Origin of the sequence: Bacillus manliponensis (assembly GCF_000712595.1) — a bacterium.
GTDB classification, from domain to species: Bacteria; Bacillota; Bacilli; order Bacillales; family Bacillaceae_G; genus Bacillus_A; species Bacillus_A manliponensis.
Map to the genome: position 1 here is coordinate 129329 of NZ_JOTN01000007.1, position 12307 is coordinate 141635.

At 36.5% G+C, this 12307-nt stretch carries 12 protein-coding genes and 1 tRNA gene; 9 read left to right on the top strand and 4 right to left on the bottom strand.

What is annotated here, in order from left to right:
* Nucleotides 1-8: 8 nt before the first annotated feature.
* Nucleotides 9-263, bottom strand: coding sequence for a DUF2624 domain-containing protein (locus BAMA_RS10480; protein ID WP_034638827.1), 255 nt, complete (start codon nucleotides 261-263; stop codon nucleotides 9-11).
* A 150-nt stretch (nucleotides 264-413) separates the two neighbouring features.
* Here BAMA_RS10480 and BAMA_RS10485 point away from each other — a divergent pair, with 150 nt between their 5' ends.
* From BAMA_RS10485 to BAMA_RS10500, 4 genes are all read left to right on the top strand, one after another.
* Nucleotides 414-1292 carry a YitT family protein gene (locus BAMA_RS10485; RefSeq protein ID WP_034638829.1) on the top strand — a complete coding sequence of 293 codons (879 nt, stop codon included), beginning with the start codon at nucleotides 414-416 and terminating at the stop codon, nucleotides 1290-1292.
* A 147-nt stretch (nucleotides 1293-1439) separates the two neighbouring features.
* Nucleotides 1440-2213, top strand: a complete 774-nt coding sequence (locus tag BAMA_RS10490; protein ID WP_034638830.1) for a metal ABC transporter ATP-binding protein — start codon at nucleotides 1440-1442, stop codon at nucleotides 2211-2213.
* Nucleotides 2210-3043: a metal ABC transporter permease gene (locus BAMA_RS10495; RefSeq protein WP_034638831.1), complete on the top strand. Its 834-nt coding sequence runs from the start codon at nucleotides 2210-2212 to the stop codon at nucleotides 3041-3043. The genes BAMA_RS10490 and BAMA_RS10495 overlap by 4 nt, the downstream gene beginning before the upstream one ends.
* A gap of 13 nt (nucleotides 3044-3056) precedes the next feature.
* Nucleotides 3057-3470 carry a Fur family transcriptional regulator gene (locus tag BAMA_RS10500; protein ID WP_034638832.1) on the top strand — a complete coding sequence of 138 codons (414 nt, stop codon included), beginning with the start codon at nucleotides 3057-3059 and terminating at the stop codon, nucleotides 3468-3470.
* 41 nt (nucleotides 3471-3511) lie between these two features.
* On the opposite strand, the gene ispG is transcribed toward BAMA_RS10500, so the two are convergent.
* From ispG to BAMA_RS10515, 3 genes are all read right to left on the bottom strand, one after another.
* Nucleotides 3512-4594 (bottom strand): flavodoxin-dependent (E)-4-hydroxy-3-methylbut-2-enyl-diphosphate synthase, encoded by a 1083-nt coding sequence (gene ispG, locus BAMA_RS10505; RefSeq protein ID WP_162176062.1) that lies wholly within the window; start codon nucleotides 4592-4594, stop codon nucleotides 3512-3514.
* Nucleotides 4595-4738: 144 nt separating this feature from the next.
* Nucleotides 4739-5074: a hypothetical protein gene (locus tag BAMA_RS10510; RefSeq protein ID WP_034638835.1), complete on the bottom strand. Its 336-nt coding sequence runs from the start codon at nucleotides 5072-5074 to the stop codon at nucleotides 4739-4741.
* A gap of 80 nt (nucleotides 5075-5154) precedes the next feature.
* Nucleotides 5155-5922 (bottom strand): DUF1189 domain-containing protein, encoded by a 768-nt coding sequence (locus BAMA_RS10515; protein WP_034638837.1) that lies wholly within the window; start codon nucleotides 5920-5922, stop codon nucleotides 5155-5157.
* 396 nt (nucleotides 5923-6318) lie between these two features.
* Between BAMA_RS10515 and BAMA_RS10520 the strand changes: the two genes are divergently transcribed.
* The 5 genes from BAMA_RS10520 to BAMA_RS10540 all read left to right on the top strand — a co-directional run bounded on the left by BAMA_RS10520 (nucleotide 6319) and on the right by BAMA_RS10540 (nucleotide 12282).
* Nucleotides 6319-6392 (top strand) — tRNA-Ile (locus BAMA_RS10520).
* A 212-nt stretch (nucleotides 6393-6604) separates the two neighbouring features.
* Nucleotides 6605-7216, top strand: a complete 612-nt coding sequence (sodA, locus tag BAMA_RS10525) for a superoxide dismutase [Mn] (protein WP_034638838.1) — start codon at nucleotides 6605-6607, stop codon at nucleotides 7214-7216.
* A 114-nt stretch (nucleotides 7217-7330) separates the two neighbouring features.
* A complete protein-coding gene (locus BAMA_RS10530; protein WP_034638840.1) occupies nucleotides 7331-8608 on the top strand; it encodes an MFS transporter in 1278 nt (425 codons plus the stop codon).
* Nucleotides 8609-8716: 108 nt separating this feature from the next.
* On the top strand, nucleotides 8717-10843 hold the full coding sequence (locus BAMA_RS10535; RefSeq protein WP_034638842.1) for a peptidoglycan D,D-transpeptidase FtsI family protein: 2127 nt from the start codon (nucleotides 8717-8719) through the stop codon (nucleotides 10841-10843).
* A gap of 560 nt (nucleotides 10844-11403) precedes the next feature.
* Nucleotides 11404-12282 (top strand): PstS family phosphate ABC transporter substrate-binding protein, encoded by an 879-nt coding sequence (locus tag BAMA_RS10540; RefSeq protein ID WP_235184444.1) that lies wholly within the window; start codon nucleotides 11404-11406, stop codon nucleotides 12280-12282.
* Nucleotides 12283-12307 lie beyond the last annotated feature (25 nt).

Below are 12307 nucleotides of genomic sequence, written 5' to 3' on the forward strand. Positions count from 1 at the left end.
TCCCCTCCTTATTTTAGTAGTTGTTGAAATAACGTATTTACTTTTTGCGCTGTAGCTGATGAAGTTACTTTTGCTATTTGCTGTAATAACAGCAACCTTGAATCTGGATCATAAATATTAATGTTTTTTCCTTGAATGAGGGTAACAATTTGTTCGGCTTGTTCAGGTGTAATGGATACTTTATATTCTTTGCTGTATTTTAACAATTCTTTTGGTGTCATGTTGTTTAATTTTTTGTTGACGAGCTGTTGAATTATATTCATATTGTAGTCCCCTTTCATGACATGTATATCCGAATATATGTAGGGACAGCTTGTATATATTCCAGTGAAAAGGGTTTTCCTCTTAGGGAAAGTAGAGCTATGTTATAATAGAAGAAGTAAAATACATAAAAAACAATATAGGGAGGTATTATGGAGAAAAAACAGCATAAAAAAGAAAGTGCAGCTCATATTTTATATCGCTTAATAATGATCATCTTTGGTGCTGGTTGTGCGGCGGTATCAATCGAATTGTTTTTAATGCCAAATAAAATTATTGACGGCGGTATTATAGGTGTTTCCCTCATATTAGATTATTTAACGCCAACTGTTTGGTGGTTAAGTTTTTCCACTTTAGTCGTAGTCCTCAACTTACCGTTTATGTATTCAGGGTATAAACAAATTGGTAAGACATTTATGTTATCTACAATCTTTGGTATTGTTTGTTTAGCGTTCATTGAATCGCTGCTGCATGGCGTAGATCCCTTTACAACGGATCCGATTTTAGCAACTGTATTTGGTGGGCTTATTTTAGGTGTTGGTGTAGGTATTGTTATTCGCCATGGTGGTTCATTAGATGGAACAGAAATTATGGGTATTTTATTAACGAAGAAACTCCCGTTTTCTGTCGGTGAGTTTGTGATGTTTGTGAACTTATTTATTTTTACATGGGCAGCATTTGTGTTTGGGGTTGAACAGGCGATGTACTCTGTTATGACGTATTATATTGCTTTCAAAACAATTGATATTGTGATTCAAGGTTTAGATGAAACAAAGGCTGTTATTATTGTTTCAGATTATTATGAAGAAGTTTCAAATGCCATTTTACACCGCCTAGGACGGGGAACAACAAAACTTGTAGGTAAAGGCGGTTATACAGATCAAGAAAAAGAAGTGATTTATGCAGTTGTTACTCGTTTAGAAGTAACGAAATTAAAAGCACTTGTACATGAAGTTGATGAAAAGGCCTTTATTACAATTATGAATACACAAGAAGTAAAAGGTGCAAAATTTAAATCAGCAATTCATTAAAAGCAGAGAGATTTTCTCTGCTTTTTGTTATAATAAAGAGGTTTGTATAAAGTAAGTATGTAAATTGGTTTACAACCCTTACCGAAGTATAATATAATGCAAACAGTAGTAAATCGGAATCATTCTGAATTGAATAGGTGAGAGAACATGAAATATATATTAGAAATAGAAGACCTCACGTTTCGTTATGAAGATCGAAATGTGCTAGAACATATTAATTTACAGGTTCCGAATGGAGCTTTTTTAGGTTTAGTAGGACCAAATGGTTCAGGGAAATCGACATTATTAAAATGCATATTAGGCATTTTGAAACCGAAGGAAGGGAATATTCGGTTATTTGGCATTGATAGCAAAAAGTTTAAAGACTGGAATAAAGTTGGATATGTTTCTCAAAAAGCAAACAGTTTTAACTCTGGTTTCCCAGCAACTGTGTTTGAGGTTGTTTCGATGGGGCTTGTTTCAAAAAAAGGTTTATTTCGTTTCTTAACGAAAGCGGATAAGGAGAAAGTGAAAGAAGCGATTGCCAATGTTGGTATGAGTGATTTTATAGACCGAAATATTGGAGAGCTTTCTGGTGGACAGCAGCAGCGTGTTTTCATTGCACGTGCACTTGTAAGTAATCCGCAGCTCTTAATTTTAGACGAGCCTACTGTCGGGATCGATGTGAAAAATGTAGAGAGTTTTTATGACATGTTAGAGCATTTAAATAAACACTTAGGGATTACACTCATTCTTGTCACACACGATATGGGAGCTGTCACAGAAAAGGTTACACACGTTGCTTGTTTAAACCAACATTTACATTTCCACGGAAATGTTGAAGCATTCCAAGAGCTAGAAGATGCAGAAATGTCATTATTATATGGACATCATGTTCATCGCCTGAAGCATGATCATGAGCATCATGGAGGGGTACGATGATACAAGATTTTTTACAATATGATTTTTTACGAAATTCTTTATATGCAGGTGTTTTAATTGGATTTGTTGCTCCGCTTCTTGGTGTGTTTGTTGTGATTCGTCGTCTTTCTCTTATTGCCGACGCTCTTAGTCACGTGACATTATCAGGTATTGCCGCGAGCTTATTATTAGAAAAAACGATTTTTGTTGGTGGTTTTTTAAATCCACTATACATGGGGATGATTTTTTCAATTGGTGGCGCACTACTAATTGAAAGGTTACGTACTGTATATAAGCATTACCAAGAGTTAGCCATTCCGATTATTTTATCAGCAGGAATTGGTGTTGGTGTAATTTTCATTTCACTTGCAGATGGATTTAATACAGATTTGTTTAGTTACTTGTTTGGTAGTGTGAGTGCGGTAACGAGCGGTGATTTATTGATTATTGGTATTGTCGCAATTATCGTTACAGCGACAATTATTTTATTATATAAAGAGCTGTTTTTATTATCATTTGATGAAGAGTATGCAGTAGCAACCGGACTTAGAGCAAAATGGCTTCATTTTATCTTTATTGTCCTAGTCGCGCTTGTTATTGCGGTTTCAATGCGTGTCGTCGGAATACTGCTTGTTTCATCATTAATGACTTTGCCTGTTGCAGCTAGTATTCGCATTGCAAAAGGCTTTAAACAAACAATTCTCTTTTCTATTATTTTTGGAGAAATCGCTGTAATTGGTGGAATGTTATCTGCTTATCAGCTTGATTTAGCTCCGGGCGGAACAATTGTTATGTTATCGGTTCTTATTTTAATTGGTGCAATCTTATGGAAGAAGAAAAAAACTGCATAAAGTAGGGATAGTTATGAATCTGACAGAAGCTTTACACCTTATGAAAGAGAAGGGGTATAAACATACTGGAAAGCGCGAAGAGATGCTTCGTGTCTTTGCTGTTCACAATCGTTATTTAACGGCAAAAGACGTTTTGGAACATATGAAGGATGATTATCCTGGTTTAAGTTTTGATACGATATACCGTAATTTAACAGTATTTGTAGAGATTGGTGTGCTAGAGCAAACAGAATTAAATGGAGAGAAACATTTTCGTTTTAAATGCTCCGTTACAGAACATCATCATCATTTTATTTGTTTAGACTGCGGGGGAACGAAAGAAATTACCGCATGTCCAATGGATGTAATGAACAAAGATTTCTCAGGATATGAAGTAACGGGACATAAGTTTGAAATATACGGTCGTTGTCCAAAGTGTGCACAATAAAAAAGCTTGTTGGTTATATAACCAACAAGCTTTTTTATTGTTTACTTTTCTTGCTTAGCAGCATATTCTGCAGCAATTTTATCGATTTCTTTTTTCAGCTCTTCAACCATTGTTTCTTCAGGTACTTTACGAACAACTTCACCTTTACGGAATAAAAGTCCCTCTCCGCGCGCTCCTGCAATACCGATATCAGCTTCACGAGCTTCACCAGGTCCGTTTACAGCACAGCCAAGCACTGCAACTTTAATAGGTGCTTTAATTTTAGAAATGTATTCTTCTACTTCGTTTGCAATACTGATTAAGTCAATCTCAATACGACCGCAAGTTGGGCAAGAGATTAACGTCGCAGCGTTAGAAGCAAGGCCAAATGATTTTAATAACTCACGGGCAACTTTTACTTCTTCAACTGGGTCAGCACTTAATGAAATACGTAGTGTATTTCCAATGCCGCGGCTTAAGATTGCGCCAAGGCCGGCAGCACTTTTTACAGTTCCGGCGAATAATGTACCAGATTCTGTAATACCAAGATGTAATGGGTAGTCAAAAGTACGTGCAGCTTTTTCGTATGCTTCGATTGCTAAATTTACATCGGACGCTTTCATTGATACGATAATATCATGGAAATCTAGGTCCTCTAAAATTTTAATGTGATGAAGCGCACTTTCCACCATACCATCAGCTGTTGGATAGCCATATTTCTCTAAAATATGGCGCTCAAGTGAACCTGCATTTACACCGATGCGGATTGGAATACCTCGCTCTTTCGCAGCATTTACAACAGCCTCTACTTTATGACGGCGACCGATGTTACCTGGGTTAATACGAACTTTGTCAATACCGCCTTCAATTGCTTTTAAAGCAAGACGATAGTCAAAGTGAATGTCCGCAACTAATGGAATGTTAATTTGTTTTTTTATGTCTGCAATCGCATTTGCAGCACGTTCGTCAGGAACGGCTACGCGGACGACTTGACAACCAGCTTCTTCTAAACGCTTAATTTCAGCAACAGTTGCTTCTACATCATGCGTTTTTGTGGTTGTCATACTTTGTATAATTAATTCATTATTACCGCCGATTGTTAAATTTCCAACTTTAACAGGACGTGTTTTTGTACGATGAGTCATTTCATTCACGAATTGATCGCTCTCCTTATGAAAGAAGTTTCTTAAATTATAGCCATATGCTGGCTAGCGGAAACTGATATTGCCAGTTTCACTTTTTCTATTGTATCAGCGTTTTTATATGATTGACAAGGATTATATATGTCGTCATTGATAGGCTGGGAATTTATAGGACTTTCCGATTTGAATGCTAGAAGGGGAGGTGTTGTTATTTAATTGTTTGAAGTCATGAATAACTTGATCAATAGAAGGGATTTTCTTCTTGTTAATTTCTTCTGTAATAGATAAGACGGTATCTCCTGTTTTTACCTCAATAGATTTATATGCTTTATTTGTTTCTTTTACATCTTTTTTGACAGTGGCTACTGTTTCTTTTGCTTTGGAATATGTACTTAACATCGGTAATGTTCCAACTCTCATATCATAATACAAAATATAACTGACTGTGATGATAAATAGTAATATGCCTAATCGTTTTTTCATTTGTTTTCCCTCCTTACAAAGAAATATATGCTTGTCCAAAAAAAAAATGCCATTATGGCATTTTTTTGGACAAGCATATATTATTGTTCGATTTTCTCTTTTGGTTGTGGAATTTCTTTTATTGTTAAGTAAAGAACGATTAGAACTACACCAATAAAGATAAAGAAGCTACCAGGAACAGCAACTTTTAAGAAGTCCATAATCATAAAGAAGACGATCGGAATCGTATGGCTATAAGTTGTTAAAATCCAATTTTGTTTATACGATAATTTACGCTTTCCGTTCATAGCTGAGCCGATGAACGCTAATAATGAAATACCGATAAATGAGAACATGAACCAGAATAAATAAATGAGTATGCCGATGACAAATGTTAAAATTGGGTAAATACCATCAATAGTAGAAACGAAATCTTGTAAGTCTTTCTTTTCTAACGTTGTAATTCCAAATTCACTATATGAAAAAGGTTGTTCCCCTTGTTGGTCAACAACAATCATTTTATCTTGTAAAATAAAGATGCCGTCTTGCTTTTTATAATTACTTATATCTGTTGCGTTTGGATCTAGTACAAATGTAAAATTATTTTCTTCTTGTACAATTGGTTCTGTAATATCAGCAGTAAGCTTACCATCTTCTATTTTAAAATCAGGCATTTCTTCATCAATCATCTGATTCAAAACATGAGTTCCTTCTTTAATCAAGTCACCAACTGCAACAGCTTTTGGAATTGTCACAAGCAGAGTTAGTAACATAATGTAAAGAATAGTTTTTCCCATTTTTTGAAAACGGAACAATGCCATCTCTTTTGGTGAGTATAAGCTTTTAAGTAGTTGTGTAAATATGGACATGCATTCACTTCCTTTTTTAATCTGTTCTATGTAATAATTCCATTGTAACGTACGTTTTACAATGACTACAAGTGTAGGGAAATATAAATTGACATATTTCTTTTTTATATGGTAAATTTAGATAAATGAAAATTAAAAAAACTTCAAAACCTTTTTCTTTTTTGAGGGTAAAGAGGGTCACGCGATGTGTAGTAGCGGTCAGAGCCTTTTTTGGCCACACGCCATGTTTAAACAAGAGTAGGGCTGATTTTGTTTGATAGGTCCAGAAATTGCTTAAAACCCTTTTTAAGAGAATCGTTTTGTGTAGTAAAAAGTACGAGTCACAATTGATATGAACAATACATATTGATAAAGAACAGTAAAATATCGTTTTATTTTAATCGCCAATAAAGTCATGGACCCTTAGCTCAGCTGGTTAGAGCAGACGGCTCATAACCGTCCGGTCGTAGGTTCGAGTCCTACAGGGTCCATATCCATTTCATATATTACATAATGCGAAAAAGACTTCCTTATATAGAAGGGAGTTTTTTTACGCAAACATAGGCATTTTATTTGAAAAGAGATGGGAAATTTGCTACGTTAATGGTGGCAATTAAATTTGTTTTCACCCTGTTATAATTAGGGTAAAATGAATGTGTATGTCAATTGTATTGACAATACATATAATGGGAGGAATGTAACAATGGCAAAACACGAATTACCAAATTTACCTTATGCGTATGATGCTTTAGAGCCTCACTTTGACAAAGAAACAATGAACATCCATCATACAAAACATCACAACACGTATGTGACAAACTTAAACGCAGCATTAGAAGGTCATGCTGAATTAGCTGAAAAAAGCATTGAAGAGTTAGTGGCAAACTTAAACGAAGTACCAGAAGCAATTCGCACAGCTGTTCGTAACAACGGCGGCGGACATGCAAACCACTCTTTATTCTGGACAATTCTTTCACCAAACGGTGGTGGACAACCAGTAGGTGAACTTGCAACTGCAATTGAAGCGAAATTTGGTAGCTTCGATGCATTCAAAGAAGAGTTCGCAAAAGCTGGTGCAACTCGCTTCGGTTCTGGTTGGGCTTGGCTTGTTGTAAACAACGGTGAATTAGAAGTAACAAGCACACCAAACCAAGACACTCCATTAATGGAAGGTAAAACACCTGTTTTAGGTCTAGATGTTTGGGAACATGCTTATTACCTACATTACCAAAACCGTCGTCCTGACTACATCGGTGCATTCTGGAACGTTGTAGATTGGAATGCAGTTGAAAAACGTTACCAAGACGCAAAATAGTAATCATTACTTGAAAAGCTAGGAGAATGTCTCCTAGCTTTTTTATTGACTTTCTTTTACATAATTGTGCTTGTCTTTGGAAGACTAGAACATGTAGTAAAGGAGAGTTATGCTATGAGGTGGAAACATTTAATTGGCGATGTAGAGGTGAATCGCGATTTACTATTATTGCTTACGGTCGGTGGATTATATACGTTAGCGATTGCGTTATCCAATACGTTTGTGAACATTTATTTATGGAAGCAAACAAAAGATTTTTTTAGTATTGGAGTGTATAACTTAGCAATTGTTATATTACAGCCACTCACATTTATAGTAGCAGGCAAGCTGGCCAAGAAAATTGATCGATCGATTCTGTTAAGAATTGGGGTAGGAACGTTAGCCCTTTTTTTTATTACGGTACTTGTAGCGGGAGAAAACTCCTCGAATTTTCTATTTTTAATAGGTGGTTTATTAGGTACGGGGTACGGATTTTACTGGCTTTCATTTAACTTGCTTACATTTGAAATTACAGAGCCAGAAACACGTGACTTTTTCAATGGATTTCTTGGATTGCTTACTTCTTTTTCTGGAATGATTGGACCAATAGCAGCTGGTTATATCATTTCATATATGAAAAAATGGGATGGTTATACGTTTGTATTTTTCCTTTCGTTAACCTTGTTTACAATTGCAGTTGTCGTAAGTTTTTTTCTTACAAAACGTGAATGTGAAGGTCAATATGAGATTGTAAAGGTAGTGAAAGAACGGGAATATGATAAAAACTGGGCGCGAATTACGAGGGCTCACTTTTGCCAAGGGTTACGCGAAGGGACATTTTTATTTGTTGTTTCTGTTTATGTATATTTAGCATCAGGCAGTGAAATGGCTTTAGGACAATACGGATTAGTGAATTCTGCCATTTCATTTATTTGTTATTACATCGTGGCAAGGACGTTAAAAAAGAAGTGGCGCAAACAAGCAATTTTAGTAGGCGGTATCATTTTGTATGCAGTTGTATTTTTAGTTGTTTTTGATGTGACGTATGTAAAGTTGTTAATTTATGCAGCTTGTATTGCGATTGCTTATCCAATCCTTCTCGTTCCATACGGTTCGATGACGTATGACGTTATCGGAAGAGCGAAAAATGCGAGAGAATGGCGCGTCGAGTATGTTGTTGTGCGTGAACTATGGTTAAATGGTGGCCGAATTGTTTCAGTTGGTAGCTTCTTAATCGCAGTATCATTATTTCCGGCTGAGAAGAGTTTACCATTTTTGCTGCTTATATTAGGAGCAGGACATTTTCTTATTTATTTTGCAATTCGAAATGTCACATATGATGACGAACCTTTAGAAAAAACAGGCTTAACGGTCGCTCAAACGACACAAAACCAGACGGAAGGAGAAGGTTAACTTCTACTATGTTTTATGTTAAAATGAGAGGACATATGTAACAGTCAATAGGACACCTAAATAGGTGTCCCTTTCAAATTACATAACTGTTAGTAGAGGGGGGAGCGTATGAGTAAGAAAAAGAAGAAAAAAAAGACCCACGTTCCATTTCGGTTAAATGTATTGTTTTTCTGTGTATTTTTAATGTTCTCAGCTGTTATCGTTAGGCTAGGAATGGTACAAATTGTACACGGTGAAGATTATCGAAATGAAGTGGAGCGAAAAGAAAACTCAACAGTAAGTACACCAGTGCCACGTGGGAAAATAGAAGATCGAAACGGTAACCTTGTTGTAGATAATAAACCACTTCGAACGATTACATTTACGAGAATGAAAGGGTCGACGTCAGAAGATCGTTTAGAAACTGCGAAACTACTTGCAAAATTGATTGAAGTTTCGCCAGAAAAATTGACGGAACGCGACAAAAAAGATTACTGGATTTCTTTAAATGAAGAGCGTGCCCAAAAGAAAATTACGAAGCAAGATCAAACAGATTTAAAAGCAGAGAAAATTGATGAGAAAGAGTTGGCACAGCGTCAACGTGATCGTATTACAGAAGAAGAGTTAAATGAGTTAACTGCAAATGACTTAGAAGTATTAGCAATTAAAAGTAAGATGGATAGCGGCTATTCTATGACACCGCAAATCATTAAAAAAGATGTGACTCCAAAAGAATATGCTGTTGTAAGTGAAAACTTAGCAAAACTTCCAGGTGTTGATACGACGGTTGACTGGGATCGTCATTATCCATATGATCCAATGTTACGCACAGTTCTAGGTGGTGTAACAAGTTCGGAAGAAGGTTTACCACATGAACGATTAGATTATTATCTTGTGCGTGACTACAACCGTAATGACCGCGTTGGAAAAAGTTATATTGAGCAGCAATATGATGATATGCTGCACGGTACCGAAGCTGAGGTTAAGAATATTACGGATGCAGAAGGTAATATTCTTGAAACGGTTTACTTGTCAAAAGGACAAAGTGGTGACAACATAAAGTTAACAATTGATATGGAGTTGCAAGCAAAGGTAGAAGAGATTCTTGAGAAAGAATTAAGAGCTACAAAATCTTCTGCTCCGTATATGGACCGAGCGTTTGTTGTTATGATGAATCCGAAAAACGGTGAAGTACTGTCAATGGCAGGAAAGCAATTTGTCACTGAAGATGGGGAAACGAAAATACAAGACTATGCGCTTGGAACGATGACAAGTTCGTATGAAATGGGATCTGTTGTAAAAGGTGCAACAGTATTAGCAGGATTTGAAACGGATGCTATTTCACATGGAACGTCAATTTATGATACTCCAATGACATTTAAAGGTGGTTTGAAAAAAGGGTCTTGGAAACCTCTTGGACCTGTTAATGATTTAACAGCGCTTCAGCAATCATCAAACGTGTATATGTTCCAAACGGCATTACGTATGGCAGGTGTACCATATGTACAAGGGGGACCGCTGAAAGTAAAATCAGAAGCATATGAAGACATGCGTTACTACTTTAACCAATTTGGATTAGGAGTACCAACAGGTATTGACCTTCCAAATGAAGTAGCTGGTTTTAAAGGACAGCAAAACCCAAGCGAACCAGGGAAACTGTTAGACTTATCGATTGGACAGTTTGATACGTATACAGCTCTTCAATTAGCGCAGTACGTATCTACAATTGCAAATGGTGGATATCGTATGCAGCCACAAGTAATTAAAGAAATTCGGGAAGCAACAACAAATCCAGATGAAGTTGGAAAAGTTGTTCATTCAATGGAGCCAGTTGTTTTAAATAGTGTAGACATGAGTAGTGATGATATTAGTCGTGTTCAAGAAGGATTTAAGATGGTATTCCAGACACAAAAAGGAACAGGATATGGGAATGGTGGTTTTGCAGGTGCAACGTATGACCCAGCTGGAAAAACTGGAACAGCAGAGGCAACGTATGCTGGACCTGATAAAACTGTCCGAGAGCGAAATGGTGGAGAACTTCCGATAACATATAATTTAACGTTAGTTGGTTATGCGCCAGCTTCCGATCCAGAAGTTGCTTTTTCAGTTGTTGTACCTTGGGTATCTAGTGATAAAAATGCAGTCAATAAAAAAATTGGCCGAGGGATTATGGATGCTTACTTCGAACTAAAAGAACAAAGAGCAAACGGTGGTACGGAACAAGCTGAAAATAGCGAAAGTACAACAGAAGAATAAAAATATAAAAAACGAAGCACACTATCGATGAAGATAGTGTGCTTTTTTTTATTGTTATTGCATATGGTGAGAGTAAGAGGTGTACAAGCTGTTTGATAAAGAGAATTTCGCTTTTTACAAAGCAAAGTTACTGTTATGAAGAGAATAAGAGTAACGAGCCCATTTCCTACTTGTGTTTAAACAAAGGGAGAGACAGTCAAAGGCCCTGACCGTTACAATGCATGGCCAGATGCCCTCTTCCACCTAAAAGAAAAAGGTTCTTCCTTTTTAATATGCAGTTTATCCCGCATTAACGTGCTTCTCCCAGCTCAAAACTTAGAGGATGCAGAGAAGTTTAGGTGGGAGAAGCACGTAAAAGCCCGATTGGTTCAACTAACACTCAGTGGGGGATGAAGCCCCCCCACTGAGTGAAGTTTCACTTTATTTACAAAACTTTTACAAATCATTAAAACAGCATTAATAGTTCAGTATTATTCTTATATGTGTAATCCTGTTATCAGGGTACTCCTAGGAGGAAACATGACGTGAAACAGCGCAGTGCAAGAGCGATGCTTCTAGCGATGTCAGCTTGTTTTAGTTTCTTTTGTAGTTCAGTTGTACATGCTGGAGCTATAAAGGAAGTGAGGGTTGACGGCTCCTCAACAGTTTTTCCAATTATGGAAGCTGTTGCTGAAGAGTATACGAAGTATGATCCATCTGTGAAAATTTCAATTAGTATATCAGGAACAGGTGGAGGATTTCATCGTTTTGGAAAAGGAGAAGTGGATTTAAATAATGCTTCTCGTCCTATAAAAGAAGAAGAAGAACAATTTGTAAAAAAAAATCAAATAACATATACACCATTTCAACTTGCATATGACGGTCTTACTATCATTGTGAACCGTAATAATACATGGGTAGATAATTTATCGCTCGAGGAACTTAAAGCGCTGTGGCAAGAAAATGGGTCAGCGAAACAATGGTCTAACATTCACCCGAAGTGGCCACGTGAACGCATTTCGTTTTATGCACCAGGTGTTGATTCTGGAACATACGATTATTTTCAAAGTATTGTACTAGAAAAGAACCCTATTACAAAAGGAGTTACACTATCAGAAGATGATAATGTGTTAATTCGAGGGGTTCAAAATGATAAAAATGCGATTGCTTTTGTTGGATATGCCTATTATGTGGCGAACAAAGATAAAGTAAAAGCTGTTTCTATAAACAGTGTATTGCCAACGAAAGAGACAATTCAATCTGGTAAGTATAGTCCGCTTTCGAGACCGTTATATGTATATGCGAATGATGCAGCAGTGCAAAAAAAAGCTAGTGTCGCTCGTTATCTTTCGTTTATGCTCACGCATGGCGGAGATTTAGTTGAAGAAGTTGGTTATGTGAGATTACCGCAACATAAATATAATGAACAGCTGCGAATGTTAACAGAAATAGAAAAATAATGTATGGATGGAAAGGGGTTTTCAT